A 15,707-nucleotide genomic window follows, 5' to 3' on the forward strand; every position below is an offset into this window, starting at 1 on the left:
CGGCTCAGTCTTCCAGCAGCGAGCGCAGCATCCATGCCGTCTGCTCGTGCACGGCCAGGCGCTGCGTCAGCAGGTCGGCCGTGGGCTCGTCGCTGGCCTGCTCGGCGGCGGGGAACATCTCGCGCGCGGTGCGGGCCACGGCCTCGTGGCCTTCGACCAGGATGCGCACCATGTCCAGCGCGCTGGGCGGCACTTCGGGCGCATCCGGCAGGCTGGCCAGCTTGCCAAACGCCGCGTACGAGCCCGGCGCGTGGTGGCCCAGGGCGCGGATGCGCTCGGCGATCGGGTCCACGGCATTCCACAGCTCGGTGTACTGCCCCATGAACATGGCGTGCAGCGTGTTGAACATCGGGCCCGTCACGTTCCAGTGGAAGTTGTGCGTGGTCAGGTACAGCGTGTAGGTGTCGGCCAGCAGGCGCGACAGGCCCTGGGCGATGGCGGCGCGATCCTTGTCGCTGATGCCGATGTCGATGCGCGGTGCGCCGCTCTTGTTGCCGAGCGTCTTGGGGGGGGTCTTGGCCATCGGGTTCCTCCGGAAGTGGTGGTGCGAACGAGAGAGAAAAACAAAACGAAGGGCGCGGCGCGCCAGCCCCTCAGGATAGCCGCGTCACGCCCGGCAGCTCGCAGGCGTAGACCGCGTTGCGCAGCGCGGCGATGGCCTCGTAGCGCGTGAAGCTGCGCCGCCAGACCAGCACCACGCGGCGCATGGGCGGGGCGCTGCCGTCGCCCTCGACGATAGGCAGGTAGCGCACGTGCGCCTCGTCGCTCTTTCGGCGCCGCGCGCCGCGGTGCAGCGCGTCGCGCGGCACGGACAGGCGCGGCACCAGCGTCACGCCCATGCCGGCGGCCACCATGTGCTTGATGGTCTCCAGCGACGAGCCCTCGAAGGTGCGGCGTATGCCCTCGGCGTTGGTGGCGTAACGGGCGAACTCGGGGCAGACCTCCAGCACGTGGTCGCGAAAGCAGTGGCCCGCGCCCAGCAGCAGCATGGTTTCGTTCTTGAGCTGCGTGGCGCTCACGGTCGCCTGCGCCGCCAGCGGATGGCTGGAGGGCACGGCGGCCATGAAGGGCTCGTCGTACAGCGGGGCAATGGCCAGGCCGGTGTCGGGAAAGGGCTCGGCCAGGATGGCGCAGTCGATCTCGCCGGTGCGCAGCATCTCCAGCAGGCGCACGGTGAAGTTCTCCTGCAGCATCAGCGGCATTTGCGGCGTGCGCGCGATGGCGTGGCGCACCAGCTCGGGCAGCAGGTAGGGGCCGATGGTGTAGATCACCCCCAGGGTGAGCGCGCCGGCCAGCGGGTCCTTGCCGCGCTTGGCGATCTCGCGGATGGCGGCCGCCTGCTCCAGCACGCTTTGCGCCTGGCGCACGATGTCCTCGCCCAAAGGGGTGACGGAGACCTCGCCGGCGCTGCGCTCGAACAGCTTGACCTCCAGCTCGTCCTCGAGCTTCTTGACGGCCACCGACAGCGTGGGCTGCGAGACGAAACAGGCCTCGGCAGCGCGCCCGAAGTGCTTTTCACGGGCGACGGCGACGATGTATTTCAGCTCGGTCAGGGTCATGTCAGGTCAGGCCTTCAGATAGTCCGATTTTCCGCCAAGCCAGCGCTCCAGGTGTTGCGCCGCCAGCTCGGGGTGGCGCTCCAGCATGATGGGCGCGGCCTCGCGCGCCCAGTCCAGCAGGCCGGTGTCGCCGGCCAGGTCGGCAAAGCGCAGCAGCGCGTCGCCCGACTGGCGCGCGCCCAGGAATTCGCCCGGGCCGCGGATGTCCAGGTCGCGCCGCGCGATCTCGAAGCCATCGTTGGTCTCGGCCATGGCTTTGAGGCGCTCGCGCGCGGTCTCGCCCAGGCGGCCGGAGTCGCCCGTGGAGTACAGCAGCACGCAGGCCGACGCCGCCGCGCCCCGGCCCACGCGCCCGCGCAGCTGGTGCAGCTGCGACAGGCCGAAGCGCTCGGCGTGCTCGATGACCATGAGCGAGGCGTTGGGCACGTCCACGCCGACCTCGATGACGGTGGTGGAGACCAGGAGGCCCATGCGCCCGCTCTTGAATTCCTCCATCACCGCCTTCTTCTCGGCCGCCGGCATGCGCGAGTGCAGCAGCCCGACCTGCACGCCCGGCAGGGCTTCGCTCAGCTCCTGGTGCGTGGCCGTGGCGTTGGACAGGTCCAGCGCCTCGCTTTCCTCGATCAGCGGGCAGACCCAGTACACCTGCCGCCCGGCGCCCACCTGGGCGGCGATGCGCTCGACGATCTCGTCCTTGCGGCTGTCGGCAATCAGCTTGGTGACGATGGGCGTGCGCCCGGGCGGCAGCTCGTCGATGGTGGAGACATCCAGGTCGGCGTAGTAGCTCATGGCCAGGGTGCGCGGGATGGGCGTGGCGCTCATCATCAGCATGTGCGGCTCCTGGCCCAGGTGCAGGAGCTTCTTGCGCAGCGCCAGCCGCTGGGCCACGCCGAAGCGGTGCTGCTCGTCGATCACCGCCAGCCCGAGGCGCGCAAACTGCACCTGCTCCTGGATGACGGCGTGCGTGCCCACCACCAGCGCGGCCGTGCCGTCGGCGATCGCCTCCAGCATGGCGGCGCGCTCGCGCTTTCTTTGCCCGCCCACCAGCCAGGCCACGCCGCGCCCGCGATCGGCCAGCAGCGGCTGCAGCCAGCCGATCAGCTTGGCGAAGTGCTGCTCGGCCAGGATCTCGGTGGGCGCCATCAGCGCGCACTGCCAGCCGGCGTCGATGCACACGCAGGCAGCCAGCGCCGCCACCACGGTCTTGCCCGAGCCCACGTCGCCCTGCAGCAGGCGGTGCATGGGGCGGCTGGCGGCCAGGTCGCGGGCGATCTCCTCGACCACGCGGTGCTGGGCGGCCGTGAGCTGAAAGGGCAGCGCGGCCAGCAGCTGCTCGTGCAGGGCGGCGGCGCCGGCGGCCGGGCGCAGCACCGGGGCGGCCAGCTGGTCGCGCTCGCGCCGGGCGGCCAGCTGCGACAGCTGCTGGGCCAGCAGCTCCTCGGCCTTGAGGCGCTGCCAGGCCGGGTGGCTGCGGTCTTCCAGCGCGGCCAGGGCCACGTCGGGTGCGGGGTGGTGCAAAAAAGTGAGCGCATCGCGCAAGCCCCACGGGCGCTGCAGGCCGTTTTGGCTGTCAAAGACCAGGGCTGGCGGGGCCAGCTCGGCGGGCAGCGTCTCGGGCAGCGCCACGCGCGCCAGGGCGGTGGCCACCGCCCGGCGCAGGTAGGCTTGGGGCAGCTGGGCCACGGTGGGATAGACGGGCGTGAGCGCAGCCGGCAGCTCGGCGCTGGCGCCTTTCACCACCGGATGCAGCATCTGCCGGCCCCAGAAGCCGCCGCGGATCTCGCCGCGCGCGCGCAGGCGCACGCCCACACCCATGGTCTTGTGGTGCGAGGGGTAGAAGCTGAAAAAGCGCAGCTCGCAGCTGCCCGAGGCGTCCTGCAGCGTCACCACCAGCTGGCGGCGCGGGTGCAGCTGCACCTGGCTGCCCGTCACCACGCCCTCGATCTGCACGCTGGCGCCCTCGCGCGCGCTGGCGATCGGGGTGATGCGGGTCTCGTCCTCATAGCGCAGCGGCAGGTGCAGCGCCAGGTCGATGTCGCGCGCCAGGCCCAGCTTGAGCAAGGCTTGGCGGGCCGGGCTGGAGGCCGCCTTGACAGTCGTTTGCGCTGCGCCCGGCCGACCGGCGGGGTCTTGGGAGAAACGGCGGGTTGTGGGCACCTGAAAAGGCTAACATGCCGGCCGTTGGCTTCAGGTTGCGATTCCTTTTCTCCGTCCGTCATGCTCAAGCGTATCCATGTTGAAGACTTGACCCTGGGCATGTATCTGCACGAATTTTGCGGCTCCTGGATGGATCATCCGTTCTGGCGCACGCGCTTCGTGCTGGACGAGCCCCGGGATCTCGAGCGCATCCGCGCCACCTCGGTGCGCGAGGTCTGGATCGACGTCGCGCGTGGCAAGGACGTGGCGCCCGGCGCGCCCTCCATCAGCCTGGAGGAAGACCAGGCGCGCAGCGACACCGACTTCGGTGCGCTGCACCAGCAGCACCAGGGCGCCCCAGCGCCGGTGCGCGACCTGCGGCCCAGCCCGCTCTACCAGGAAGCCCACCGCGCCGCACAGATCTGCGGGCGCGCCAAGCAGGCCATGGTGTCCATGTTCCGCGAGGCGCGCATGGGCCGCGCGGTGGATGCCCAGTCCGCCTTCGGCCTGGTGGAGGAAATCTCCGACTCCGTCATGCGCAACCCCGGCGCCCTGGTCAGCCTGGCGCGGCTGAAGACGGCCGACGACTACACCTACATGCACTCCGTGGCCGTGTGCGCGCTGATGGTGGCGCTGGCGCGCCAGATCGGCCTGGACGAGGCGCAGACGCGCACCGCCGGCATGGCCGGGCTGCTGCACGACCTGGGCAAGGCCGCCATCCCGCTGGAGGTGCTGAACAAGCCCGGGCGGCTGACGGACGAGGAATTCGCCCTGGTCAAGAACCACCCGCGCGCCGGCTGGGAGATGCTCAAGGACAGCACCGGCGTGGACGCCGCCGTGCTGGACGCCTGCCTGCACCACCACGAGCGCACCGACGGCACCGGCTACCCCGACCGGCTGGGCGAGGGCTCCCTGAGCACCATCGCCCGCATGGCGGCCATCTGCGACGTCTATGACGCCATCACCTCCGACCGCCCCTACAAGCGTGGCTGGGACCCGGCCGAGTCCATCCGTCGCATGGCCGAATGGACGCGCGGCCACCTGGATGCGCGGCTGTTCCAGGCGTTCGTGAAAAGCATCGGCATTTACCCCGTGGGCTCGCTGGTGCGGCTGGACTCGGGCCGCCTGGGCGTGGTGACGGAGCAAAACGCCGCCACCCTGGTGGCCCCGCGCGTGAAGGTGTTCTTCTCCACCCGCTCCGACCTGCGCATCCCGCCCGAGGTCATCGACCTGGCCGCCCCCGGCTGCAGCGACAGGATTGCCGCGCGCGAAGACCCGCAGCAGTGGAGCTTTCCCGACCTGAACGCGCTGTGGAGCGGCCTGGAAGGCCAGCCCTGGTAGGGCCGCCCGCTCTTTTCTCGTCCGCGCCCTGTCATTTCTTGCCGTCTTGGAACGGGCCCGTCCGGCCCTCAGGAACCCCATGCCCCACGCCCCCGCCCGCGCCTTTCACCTGAGCGACTTCGACTTCGAGCTGCCCGAGGCGCTCATCGCCCAGCACCCCGCCCCCGAGCGCAGCGCCTCGCGCCTGCTGGATGGGCGCGCCGCCCCGGCCGCCGACCGCATCTTCCGCGAGCTGCCGCAGCTGCTGCAGCCCGGCGACCTGCTGGTCTTCAACGACACGCGCGTGGTGCGTGCCCGCATCTTTGGCGAAAAGGCCAGCGGCGGGCGGCTGGAGCTGCTGATCGAGCGCGTGCTGGCGGGCAATCAGGTCGTGGCCCACATGAAGGTCAGCAAGAAGCCGCCACCGGGCGCCACGCTGCACTTGGCCGGCGGCAGCGCGGGCGGCGGGTTCGACGCCACGCTGCTGTCGCGCTGGCCCGATGCGGACGGCCCGCTGTTTCGCCTGGCCCTGCACGCGCCCGACGGCGCCACGCCCTGGCAGCTGATGGAGCGCCACGGCCACCTGCCCCTGCCGCCCTACATCGAGCGCCAACAAAGCAGCGGCAGCGACCCGGACGCCGCCGAGGACGAGCAGCGCTACCAGACCGTCTTTGCCGCCCATCCCGGCGCCGTGGCCGCGCCCACGGCGGCGCTGCACTTCGACGAGGCCGTGCTGGCCGCCCTGGCGGGGCGCGGCGTGGAGCGTGCCAGCGTCACGCTGCACGTGGGCGCCGGCACCTTCCAGCCCGTCAAGACCGAGAACCTGCACGAGCACCGCATGCACAGCGAGTGGTATGACATCCCGCAGGCCACGCTGGCCGCGCTGGAGCGCTGCCGCGCCCGCGGCGGCCGCGTGGTGGCCGTGGGCACGACCACCGTGCGCACGCTCGAATCGTGGGCCTGCACCGGCCAGGCCACGGGCGACACCAGCATCTTCATCACGCCGGGCTTTTCCTTCCAGGTGGTGCAGCTGCTCATCACCAACTTCCACCTGCCCAAGAGCACCTTGATGATGCTGGTCAGCGCCTTGGCCGGCTACGAGCACGTCATGGCGCTGTACCGCCACGCCATCAACCAGCGCTACCGCTTCTTCAGCTACGGCGACGCGATGCTGCTGGAGCGCGCGCCGGAGCGCGCACCCTGATGCCGGGGCGCGGGGCGCGCCACTCGGCCCTGGCCGGCATCGCCCTCACCGTGGGCGCCTGCGCCTGCTTTGCGCTGCTGGACACGGCCGCCAAGCTGGTCAGCGCCGCGCTGCCGCTGTTCATGGCGCTGTGGCTGCGCTACCTGTTCCAGTCGCTGCTGACCACTGCCTGGGTGCTGCCGCGCGCCGGCTGGCGCTGGCCTCGCACCGCGCACCCGCGCTTTCAGCTGCTGCGCGCGGTGCTGTTCGCCGGCACCAGCCTGTTTGGCTTTCTCAGCATCCGCGCCATGCCGCTGGCGGAATTCACCGCCATCGTTGCCGCCACGCCGCTGTGCGTGACGGCCGTGGCGGCCCTGTGGCTGCGCCAGCCCGTCAGCGCGCTGCGCTGGGCGCTGGTGCTCATGGGGCTGGCCAGCGTGCTGCTCATCCTGCGCCCGGGCGGCGCCGAGGTCTCCTGGGCGCTGCTGCTGCCCCTGGGCATGCTGGCCATGGGCACGGGCTACCAGATCCTCAGCAGCGTGATGGCCCGCCGCGAGGAGCCGGCCACCACCCAGCTCTACACCAGCTGGTTCGCCCTGGCCCTGATGACGCTGGGCGTGCCCTTCGTGTGGACGCACATCGACAGCGCCGGCCTGTGGCTGGGCACCTTCGCCATGGGCCTGTTCGGCGCACTGGGCCACCTGCTGCTGCTGCGCGCCTACGCCCACACCAGCCCGGCCACCATCGCGCCGTTCCTGTACACGCAAATCGCCTTTGCCATGCTGGCCGGCTGGGCGGTGTATGGGCACCTGCCCGACCGCTGGTCGCTGGCCGGCATGGCGCTGATCGCCGCCAGCGGCGCCGCCAGCGCCTGGCTGACGGTGCGCGAGACGCGATGATGCTCCTGTAAAGATAGCTGCTGGCGCTTGACTGGCGGGCGCTGCGGGCCAATTTGGCTTAAAGCCGCCGGGCCATCGCTCTCGCATGGACGGCCTGCCAGGCCGCCACGCAAGAGCCTTACACGTCGATGTTGCCCGCCCTGAGCGCGTTGCTCTCGATGAAATCGCGCCGGGGCTCCACGTCGTCGCCCATGAGCATGGTGAACACGCGGTCGGCCTCGATGGCGTCGTCGATCTGCACGCGCAGCAGGCGGCGCACCTCCGGGTCCATGGTGGTTTCCCACAGCTGCTCGGGGTTCATCTCGCCCAGGCCCTTGTAGCGCTGGCGGGCGGTGGTGCGCTCGGCCTCGCGGATCAGCCACTGCATGGCGCCGCGGAAGTCGGCGACCTTTTCCTCGCGCTGGCGCTCGCCTTCGCCACGGGTCACGCGCGCACCCTCATTCATCAGGCCGTGGAAGCTGGTGGCCGCCTCGGCCAGGGCCGCGTAGTCGGCGCCGGCAACGAAGTCCTGCGTGATGACGGTGCTCTTGACGTTGCCATGGTGGTGGCGGCTGATGCGCAGGATGGGCTTGTCGGTGCGCGCGTCGAACTCGCCGGCCACTTCGGCGGGCACGCCGTTGACGTTGAGCTCGCGCAGCTTGGCCTGCAGGCGCACGGCGCTGGCCTCGGCCTGCGGCACGTCGTCCAGGTTGATGGCCACGCCGTCAGCTATCGCCCGCAGCGCCTCCAGGTCCATGAAGGCGGACAGGCGCTCGATGACGGCTTCGGCGCGCTGGTGGCTGCGGGCCAGCTCGGCCAGCTCCTCGCCGGCGATGGTGCGCCCGGACTCGGCGCCGGTGGACACGGCCGCGTCCTTCAGGGCCACGCGCAGCAGAAACTGGTCCAGCGCCGCGGCGTCCTTCAGGTACAGCTCTTCCTTGCCGTTCTTGACCTTGTACAGCGGCGGCTGGGCGATGTAGATGTGGCCGCGCTCGACCAGCTCGGGCATCTGGCGATAAAAGAACGTCAGCAGCAGCGTGCGGATGTGGGCGCCGTCCACGTCGGCGTCGGTCATGATGATGATGCGGTGGTAGCGCAGCTTGGCGACGTCGAAGTCGTCCGCGCCGCTCTTGCCCTTGCCGCTGAAGTCGTCCTCGCTGGTCTTGCCGATGCCGGTGCCAAGCGCCGTGATCAGCGTGATGATTTCGTTGCTGGACAGGAGCTTTTCATAGCGCGCCTTCTCCACGTTCAGGATCTTGCCGCGCAGCGGCAGGATGGCCTGGAACTTGCGGTCGCGCCCCTGCTTGGCGCTGCCGCCGGCGGAGTCGCCCTCGACGATGTAGATCTCACACAGCGCCGGGTCTTTCTCCTGGCAGTCGGCCAGCTTGCCCGGCAGGCCCATGCCGTCCAGCACGCCCTTGCGCCGCGTCATCTCGCGCGCCTTGCGCGCGGCCTCGCGGGCGCGGGCGGCCTCGACGATCTTGCCGCACAGGATTTTTGCGTCCTGGGGTTTTTCCTCCAGGTACTCGGCCAGCAGCTTGCCGACGATGTCCTCGACCGGGGCGCGCACTTCGCTGGAGACCAGCTTGTCCTTGGTCTGGCTGCTGAACTTGGGCTCGGGCACCTTCACGCTCAGCACGGCGCACAGGCCCTCGCGCATGTCGTCGCCCGTGACCTCGACCTTGGCCTTCTTGGCCAGCTCGTTTTGTTCGATGTACTTGCCGATCACCCGCGTCATAGCCGCGCGCAGGCCGGTGAGGTGGGTGCCGCCATCCCGCTGCGGGATGTTGTTGGTAAAGCAAAGCACCTGCTCGTTGTAGCCGTCGTTCCACTGCATGGCCACTTCGACGCCGATCTCGGTGCCGGGAATGCCGCCGTAGGTTTCAGCCGGACGGCTGCCGGTGGCGTGGAAGGGCGTGGGGTGCAGCACCTTCTTGGTGCCGTTGATGAACTCGACGAAGCCGCGCACGCCGCCGGCGCCGGAAAAATCGTCTTCCTTGCCCGTGCGCTCATCCACCAGGCGGATACGCACGCCGTTGTTCAGGAAGGACAGCTCGCGCAGCCGCTTGGCCAGGATCTCGTAGTGGAAGTCGCTGCTTTCCTTGAAGATTTCCGTGTCGGGCAGAAAGCGCACCTCGGTGCCGCGCTTTTCCGTGGGCCCGGCGATCTTCATGGGGGAGACTTCCCAGCCGTCCACCACTTCGACGATGCGGTTTTGCACCACGCCGCGCGAGAAGTCGAGCTGGTGCGTGACGCCTTCGCGGCGCACCGTCAGGCGCAGCGTTTTCGACAGCGCGTTCACGCACGACACGCCCACGCCGTGCAGGCCGCCCGAGACCTTGTAGCTGTTTTGGTTGAACTTGCCGCCGGCGTGCAGCTCGGTCAGGGCGATCTCGGCGGCCGAGCGCTTGGGCTCGTGCTTGTCGTCCATCTTCACGCGGGTGGGAATGCCGCGGCCGTTGTCCACCACGGAAATCGAGTTGTCCGAGTGGATGGTGACCAGGATGTCGTCGCAATAGCCGGCCAGCGCCTCGTCGATGGAGTTGTCCACCACCTCGAAGACCAGGTGGTGCAGGCCCGTGCCGTCGCTGGTGTCGCCGATGTACATGCCAGGGCGCTTGCGCACGGCCTCCAGGCCCTCCAGGATCTGGATGGCGCCTTCGCCATAGCCTTCGCCCGGGGCGGCAACGGAGGCCGGCGGCACTTCATCAGCGCCGAAGATGGGCTCGTCAGGGGCCTGGTGCGTTTGCTCTGCGGTCATGAATTTCTAGCCAAAAAGGCCGCCAGCGCTTGTCCAGCAAGCGCAAGCAGCTATCAAAAAAGTAGCGTTACTTGTTTGCGCCATGTCCTGCGCACCCCGGCAGCCACGGGCGCAACCCAGGCCAGCAGCCGCCGCGCAAGGGCCGCCCCGCAGTGCTGGCGGCGTCCCCCTTCCCGCAAAGCGCAGCTTTGCGAGAGAAGGGGGAAGGAGCGCAGCGACATAGGGGGTTGCCTCAAATCCTCATCGGCATGACGACGTACTTGAAACTGTCGTTGCCGGGAATGCTCATCAGCACCGAGCTGTTGCCGTCGGCCAGCTGCAGGCCCACCATGTCCTGGCCCATGTTGGCCAGGGCGTCGATCAGGTAGGTGACGTTGAAGCCGATCTCGATCGGGTCGGCGCCGTAGTCGATGTCCAGCTCGTCCACCGCTTCTTCCTGCTCGGCGTTGTTGCTGGTCACGCGCAGCGAGCCCGGCTCGAAGTTCAGGCGCACGCCCTTGAACTTGTCGCTGGTCATGATGGCGGTGCGCTGCAGGCTGGCCAGGAGGGGCGCGCGGCCCAGCGTGATGGTGTGCGGGTGGTTGCGCGGGATGACGCGGTTGTAGTCGGGGAACTTGCCCTCCACCAGCTTGGTGACGAACTCCATGCCGCCAAAACTGAACTTGGCCTGGTTGCTGGCGAACTGCATCTCGATGGCGCCGTCGGCGTCCGACAAGAGGCGCTGCAGCTCCAGCACCGTCTTGCGCGGCAGGATGACTTCCTGGCGGGGCACCTCGACCTCCAGCTCGCTGCTCGCAAACGCCAGCCGGTGGCCGTCCGTGGCCACCAGACTGAGCGTGTTGCCCTCGGCCACGAACAGGATGCCGTTCAGGTAGTAGCGAATGTCCTGCACCGCCATGGCGAACGAGACCTGTTGCATCAGGCCCTTGAGCACCTTCTGCGGCACGCTGAAGGCCGGCCCGAAGGCCGCGGCCTCCTGCACCAGCGGGAAGTCCTCGGCCGGCAGGGTCTGCAGCGTGAAGCGGCTCTTGCCGCCCTTCAGGATCAGCTTGTTTTGGCTGGTCTCCAGGCTCACCGTCTGGTCGGACGGCATGGTCTTCAGGATGTCGATGAGCTTGCGCGCGCCCACGGTGGTGGTGAAGTCCCCGGCGTCGCCGCCCAGCTCGGCGGTGGTGCGGATCTGGATTTCCAGGTCGCTGGTGGTGAGCTGCAGTGCGTTGCCGGTCTTGCGGATCAGCACGTTGGCCAGGATGGGCAATGTGTGGCGGCGCTCGACGATGCCGGATACGGCCTGCAAAACGGCCAGAACCTCGTTTTGGGGAGCCTTCAGGACATTCATGTCATTCAACCTTGGAATGGTGTGGAGTGGTGCGCAAAGCCGGCTGGGTCAGGCGCCGGACAACACGGCATTTTGCCCTTGAACGAGAGGCCTTCTCAGCCCTTGAGGGTCTGCTCCAGCACGTGCAGTTGCTGGTTCAGCTCGGTCAATTGCTGGCGTTCGGCGCCGATCTTGCGCACCGCGTGCAGCACGGTGGTGTGGTCGCGTCCGCCAAACAGCTCGCCGATCTCGGGCAGGCTCTTTTGCGTCAGCTCCTTGGCCAGGTACATGGCGATCTGGCGCGGGCGGGCGATGCTGGCCGGGCGCTTCTTGCTGTACATGTCGGCGACCTTGATCTTGTAGTAGTCGGCCACCGTCTTCTGGATGTTCTCGACGCTGATCTGGCGGTTCTGGATGCTCAAGAGATCGCGCAGCGCCTCGCGCGCCAGCTGGATCGACACTTCCTTCTGGTTGAAGCGCGAGTACGCCAGAATCTTGCGCAGCGCGCCTTCGAGCTCGCGCACGTTGGAGCGCACGTTCTTGGCAACGAAGAAGGCCACCTCCTCGGGCATCTCCGAGCCCTCGCTGCGCGCCTTGTTGATCAGGATGGCCACGCGCATTTCCAGCTCGGGCGGCTCGATCGCCACCGTGAGGCCCGAGTCAAAGCGCGACACCAGCCGCTCGTGGATGTTGGCCAGGCCCTTCGGATAGGTGTCCGACGTCATCACGATGTGGCTCTTCTTGGCCAAGAGCGCCTCGAAAGCGTTAAAGAACTCTTCCTGGGTGCGGTCCTTGTTGGCAAAGAACTGCACGTCGTCGATGAGCAGCAGATCCAGCGAGTGGTAGCGCGCCTTGAAATCGTCGAAAGTGCGCCTTTGGTACGACTTGACCACATCTGAGACGAACTGCTCGGCGTGGATGTAGAGAACTTTCGCGTCCGCGCGGTCCTGCAGCAGGCGGTTGCCCACGGCGTGCACCAGGTGGGTCTTGCCCAAGCCCACGCCGCCATAGATGAACAGCGGGTTGTACAGGTGCCCCGGCGAGCCGGCCACATGCATCGCCGCCGAGCGGGCCATGCGGTTGGCCGTGCCCTCCACCAGGGTCTCGAAAGTCAGCGCCGGGTTGAGCCGCGTGCGAAAGGCGCCATCGTCGCCGGCCGGGCTGGCCTGCGGCGCGTCAGAGGGCGCCGGGGCGGAGGCCGCCTGCGGGCGAACATAAGTGCGCACCACGCTTTCACGCTGAGCAAGCGCTAACTCGATCGCCACCGGCTGGCCGTACAGATCTTGCAGCAGCGCGGCGATGCGGCCGGCATATTGCGCGCGGATCCAGTCCAGCTTGAAGCGGTTGGCCACCAGCAGCGTGACCTTGGAGAAGTCGGGGGTGACCTGGGCGACGAGGGGCTTGATCCAGGTGTTGAACTGCTGCTCGGGCAGCTCCTGGGCGAGCAGCTCGGCGCAGGCCTGCCACAGGCCCTGGCCGGCGCTGGCGCCGTCGAAATCATGGTCGGAAGGCGGGAGTTCCTCGGTCATCGAAAGTGCTTGTAGTTGTGGATAGGAGGAACGGAGAAAGCCCTGAATTCTACCTTGTCAATAAGTTATCCACAATCTGAGCGGCCTCCTGCAAAGGCATTGCGGCGCCACCGGGCATTGTCAGGCTGGCGCGCGCCTGCAATAATCGCGGGTTTCCCTGAAATGCGTTCAGGGTAGCCTTACAGCTGGGCGGCCGGTTTTTCGCTTTCCTCATTGCCAGGAGAGCGGCAGACCGGGCCCGGTCCGGCGCGGCCTCAGCTCCTAGCGGGCAGCAGCGCCACCCGTCACCGAACCCCTCAAGGAACCGAGAACATGAAACGTACCTACCAGCCCTCCAAGACGCGCCGCGCCCGCACCCACGGTTTTCTCGTGCGCATGAAGACGCGTGGCGGCCGCGCCGTCATCAACGCCCGCCGCGCCAAGGGCCGCAAGCGCCTGGCCGTCTGAGGCCGGCGCTTCTTCCCTTTGCGCCGGCCGCTGCGGCGCGCGTGCCTTGCCGGCCCGCGCGCTGCGGCGTCTATGCCATGCACCGGCTGAAGACCCGCCCCCAGTTCCAGGCAACGATGGCGGGAGGCACCGTCTCCCGCACGGCGCACTTCGCGCTGCACCGGCTGACGCTGCCCGCACCGGCGGCACCGACAGGGCCCGACTGCTCGCTTGCTGCGCAGCAGCCGCAGGCCCTGTTCGCGTTGCCGGCCGGCACGCCGCCCGGCCCCTGGCTGGGTGCCATGGCGCCCAAGCGCTGGGCGCGCCGGGCCGTCACGCGCAACGCCATCAAGCGCCAGATCTACGCCGTGGCCGGCGAGCACGAGGCTCGCCTGCCGCATGCCGCGCACGTGGTGCGGCTGCGCGCCGCCTTCGACCGCAAGCAGTTCGTGAGCGCATCGTCTGATGCGCTCAAGGCCGCCGTGCGCGCCGAGCTGCAGCAGCTGTTCGCCCGGGCCGGCCAAGGCACGCCGCCGTGATGCGCCGCCTGCTGATCGCCCTGGTGCGCGGCTACCGGTTGCTGCTCAGCCCCTGGCTGGGCTCGGCCTGCCGCTTTGAGCCGACCTGCTCGGCCTACGCCCTGGGTGTGCTTGAGCGCCACGGCGCCGCCGCCGGCAGCTGGCTCACGCTGCGCCGCCTGGCCCGCTGCCACCCCTGGTGTGCGGGTGGCCATGACCCCGTGCCCCAGGAGCTGCCGCGCAGCCTGCGGCTGTTTTCGCGCCTGCTGCCCCCGCCGGCCCCTCCTTCCTCACCGTCCAACAAGACTTCATGAACGACATCCGCCGCACCATCCTGTGGGTGATCTTTGGCTTTTCCATGGTGTTGCTGTGGGACAAGTGGCAGATCCACAACGGCAACAAGGCCACCTTCTTCCCCACGCCTTCGGCGCAAACCGCGCCGGCACCGGCCGCCAGCAGCGCCGCCTCGCAACCGGCCGATGTGCCGGTGGCCAGCGCCAGCGTCAGCGGCGCAGCCGCCCAGCCCCCGGTGGGAGCCGGCGCTGCGCCGGCCGCCCCTGCGCCGCGCGAGCGCGTGACGGTCTCTACCGACGTGCTGCGCCTGTCGTTTGACAGCGAAGGCGGCTCGCTGGTGCATGGCGAGCTGCTGCAGTACCCCGAAATGCAGGACAAGGCCCAGCCCTTCGTGCTGCTGGACGAGAGCGCCAGCCGCGTCTATGTGGCGCAGACCGGCCTGATCGGCGGCGCCTGGCCCACGCACAAGACGCCCATGGCCGTGGTGCCCGGCCCGCGCGCGCTGCAGGACGGCCAGGACACGCTGGAGGTGCGCTTCGAATCGCCCGACCTGGGCGGCGTGAAGCTGGTCAAGACCTGGACCGTCCAACGCGGCAGCTATGACATCGCCGTGCGCCACGAAGTGGTCAACAGCGGCGCCGTGCCGGTCTCGCCGCAGCTGTACCTGCAGCTGGTGCGCGATGGCAACAAGCCCGGCGGCGAGTCCTCGTTCTATTCCACCTTCACCGGCCCGGCGGTCTATACGGAAGCCAAGAAGTACCACAAGGTGGACTTCAAGGACATCGAGAACGGCAAGGCCGAGATCGACAAGACCACCACCAACGGCTACGTGGCCATGGTGCAGCACTACTTCGCCACCGCCTGGCTGCTGGAAGGCGGCCTGCAGCGCGAGCTGTTCGTGCGCAAGGTGGACACCAACCTGTACTCGGTGGGCATGATCACCCCGCTGGGCGAGATCGCCCCCGGCCAGGCGAAGGCGTTGGACGCGCAGCTGTACGCCGGCCCGCAGATCGAAAAGCAGCTGGAGACCCTGGCCCCCGGCCTGGAGCTGGTCAAGGACTACGGCTGGCTGACCATCCTGGCCAAGCCGCTGTACTGGCTGCTGGACCAGCTGCACAAGGTGCTGGGCAACTGGGGCTGGTCCATCGTGGCGCTGGTGGTGCTGCTGAAGATCGCCTTCTACTGGCTCAACGCCAAGGCCTACGGCAGCATGGCCAAGATGAAGGCCATCAACCCGCGCATCCAGGAGATGCGTGAGCGCCTCAAGGACAAGCCGCAGCAGATGCAGCAGGAGATGATGCGCATCTACCGCGAGGAAAAGGTCAACCCCATGGGCGGCTGCCTGCCCATCGTGATCCAGATCCCGGTGTTCATCGCGCTGTACTGGGTGCTGCTGTCCAGCGTGGAGATGCGCAACGCGCCGTGGATCGGCTGGATCCGCGACCTGTCCTCGCCCGACCCGTTCTTCATCCTGCCGCTGCTCATGACGGCCAGCTCGCTGCTGCAGACGGCGCTGAACCCCGCGCCGCCGGACCCGATGCAGGCCAAGATGATGTGGTTCATGCCGCTGATCTTCAGCGTGATGTTCTTCTTCTTCCCGGCCGGCCTGGTGCTGTACTGGCTGACGAACAACCTGCTGTCGATTGCCCAGCAGTGGATCATCAACACCCGCATGGGCGTGCCGCCGCAGTTCAACCTGCCCAAGTTCCGCTGATCCGCGCGGGCGGCCGGCAGCCACGCCGGCACAGCCCTGCCTGCCCGACCACGGCCGCCCTGCGCGGCCGT

General features: G+C 68.7%; 13 protein-coding genes. 7 read left to right on the forward strand and 6 right to left on the reverse strand.

The annotated features are described in order from the left end of the window. Nucleotides 1-4: 4 nt before the first annotated feature. From C7H73_RS00585 to recG, 3 genes are all read right to left on the reverse strand, one after another. The gene (locus C7H73_RS00585) at nt 5-523 is read right to left on the reverse strand and encodes a Dps family protein (protein WP_106844868.1); all 519 of its coding nucleotides are present in this window, start codon (nt 521-523) and stop codon (nt 5-7) included. Nucleotides 524-593: 70 nt separating this feature from the next. Then, nucleotides 594-1,559 (reverse strand): LysR substrate-binding domain-containing protein, encoded by a 966-nt coding sequence (locus C7H73_RS00590; RefSeq protein WP_106844869.1) that lies wholly within the window; start codon nt 1,557-1,559, stop codon nt 594-596. A gap of 6 nt (nt 1,560-1,565) precedes the next feature. Continuing rightward, nucleotides 1,566-3,620, reverse strand: coding sequence for an ATP-dependent DNA helicase RecG (gene recG / locus C7H73_RS00595; RefSeq protein WP_264371570.1), 2,055 nt, complete (start codon nt 3,618-3,620; stop codon nt 1,566-1,568). Nucleotides 3,621-3,776: 156 nt separating this feature from the next. Between recG and C7H73_RS00600 the strand changes: the two genes are divergently transcribed. From C7H73_RS00600 to C7H73_RS00610, 3 genes are all read left to right on the forward strand, one after another. Further along, nucleotides 3,777-5,036, forward strand: a complete 1,260-nt coding sequence (locus C7H73_RS00600; RefSeq protein WP_106844871.1) for an HD-GYP domain-containing protein — start codon at nt 3,777-3,779, stop codon at nt 5,034-5,036. 79 nt (nt 5,037-5,115) lie between these two features. After that, nucleotides 5,116-6,219, forward strand: coding sequence for a tRNA preQ1(34) S-adenosylmethionine ribosyltransferase-isomerase QueA (gene queA / locus C7H73_RS00605; protein ID WP_106844872.1), 1,104 nt, complete (start codon nt 5,116-5,118; stop codon nt 6,217-6,219). Continuing rightward, entirely contained in the window at nt 6,219-7,097 is an 879-nt protein-coding gene (locus tag C7H73_RS00610) for a DMT family transporter (protein ID WP_106844873.1), read from the forward strand. Before queA ends, C7H73_RS00610 begins: the two co-directional genes overlap by 1 nt. A 118-nt stretch (nt 7,098-7,215) precedes the next feature. Here C7H73_RS00610 and gyrB read toward each other — a convergent pair whose 3' ends face one another. From gyrB to dnaA, 3 genes are all read right to left on the reverse strand, one after another. Then, the gene (gyrB, locus tag C7H73_RS00615) at nt 7,216-9,837 is read right to left on the reverse strand and encodes a DNA topoisomerase (ATP-hydrolyzing) subunit B (protein WP_106844874.1); all 2,622 of its coding nucleotides are present in this window, start codon (nt 9,835-9,837) and stop codon (nt 7,216-7,218) included. A 232-nt stretch (nt 9,838-10,069) separates the two neighbouring features. After that, nucleotides 10,070-11,176 (reverse strand): DNA polymerase III subunit beta, encoded by a 1,107-nt coding sequence (gene dnaN, locus C7H73_RS00620; RefSeq protein WP_106844875.1) that lies wholly within the window; start codon nt 11,174-11,176, stop codon nt 10,070-10,072. 95 nt (nt 11,177-11,271) lie between these two features. Beyond that, the gene (dnaA, locus tag C7H73_RS00625) at nt 11,272-12,684 is read right to left on the reverse strand and encodes a chromosomal replication initiator protein DnaA (RefSeq protein ID WP_106844876.1); all 1,413 of its coding nucleotides are present in this window, start codon (nt 12,682-12,684) and stop codon (nt 11,272-11,274) included. A gap of 312 nt (nt 12,685-12,996) precedes the next feature. On the opposite strand from dnaA, the gene rpmH reads away from it, so the two are divergent. The 4 genes from rpmH (at nt 12,997) to yidC (ending at nt 15,636) form a co-directional block, all read left to right on the forward strand. Continuing rightward, a complete protein-coding gene (rpmH, locus tag C7H73_RS00630) occupies nt 12,997-13,131 on the forward strand; it encodes a 50S ribosomal protein L34 (RefSeq protein ID WP_005798102.1) in 135 nt (44 codons plus the stop codon). Between the two features lie 77 nt (nt 13,132-13,208). Next, entirely contained in the window at nt 13,209-13,649 is a 441-nt protein-coding gene (locus tag C7H73_RS00635) for a ribonuclease P protein component (protein ID WP_106844877.1), read from the forward strand. After that, a complete protein-coding gene (gene yidD, locus C7H73_RS00640; protein WP_106844878.1) occupies nt 13,646-13,942 on the forward strand; it encodes a membrane protein insertion efficiency factor YidD in 297 nt (98 codons plus the stop codon). Before C7H73_RS00635 ends, yidD begins: the two co-directional genes overlap by 4 nt. After that, entirely contained in the window at nt 13,939-15,636 is a 1,698-nt protein-coding gene (gene yidC, locus C7H73_RS00645) for a membrane protein insertase YidC (protein ID WP_106844879.1), read from the forward strand. The genes yidD and yidC overlap by 4 nt, the downstream gene beginning before the upstream one ends. Nucleotides 15,637-15,707: the final 71 nt, after the last annotated feature.

The sequence above is a fragment of the Pulveribacter suum genome, assembly GCF_003013695.1.
Taxonomy (GTDB): Bacteria; Pseudomonadota; Gammaproteobacteria; order Burkholderiales; family Burkholderiaceae_C; genus Melaminivora; species Melaminivora suum.

Excerpts from the sequence above, each read along its gene's own strand:
- C7H73_RS00585 (WP_106844868.1), bottom strand. The coding sequence starts at position 523 with ATGGCCAAGACCCCCCCCAAGACGCTCGGCAACAAGAGCGGCGCACCG.
- C7H73_RS00590 (WP_106844869.1), bottom strand. The coding sequence starts at position 1,559 with ATGACCCTGACCGAGCTGAAATACATCGTCGCCGTCGCCCGTGAAAAG.
- C7H73_RS00600 (WP_106844871.1), top strand. The coding sequence starts at position 3,777 with ATGCTCAAGCGTATCCATGTTGAAGACTTGACCCTGGGCATGTATCTG.
- queA (WP_106844872.1), top strand. The coding sequence starts at position 5,116 with ATGCCCCACGCCCCCGCCCGCGCCTTTCACCTGAGCGACTTCGACTTC.
- C7H73_RS00610 (WP_106844873.1), top strand. The coding sequence starts at position 6,219 with ATGCCGGGGCGCGGGGCGCGCCACTCGGCCCTGGCCGGCATCGCCCTC.
- gyrB (WP_106844874.1), bottom strand. The coding sequence starts at position 9,837 with ATGACCGCAGAGCAAACGCACCAGGCCCCTGACGAGCCCATCTTCGGC.
- dnaN (WP_106844875.1), bottom strand. The coding sequence starts at position 11,176 with ATGAATGTCCTGAAGGCTCCCCAAAACGAGGTTCTGGCCGTTTTGCAG.
- dnaA (WP_106844876.1), bottom strand. The coding sequence starts at position 12,684 with ATGACCGAGGAACTCCCGCCTTCCGACCATGATTTCGACGGCGCCAGC.
- rpmH (WP_005798102.1), top strand. The coding sequence starts at position 12,997 with ATGAAACGTACCTACCAGCCCTCCAAGACGCGCCGCGCCCGCACCCAC.
- C7H73_RS00635 (WP_106844877.1), top strand. The coding sequence starts at position 13,209 with ATGCACCGGCTGAAGACCCGCCCCCAGTTCCAGGCAACGATGGCGGGA.
- yidC (WP_106844879.1), top strand. The coding sequence starts at position 13,939 with ATGAACGACATCCGCCGCACCATCCTGTGGGTGATCTTTGGCTTTTCC.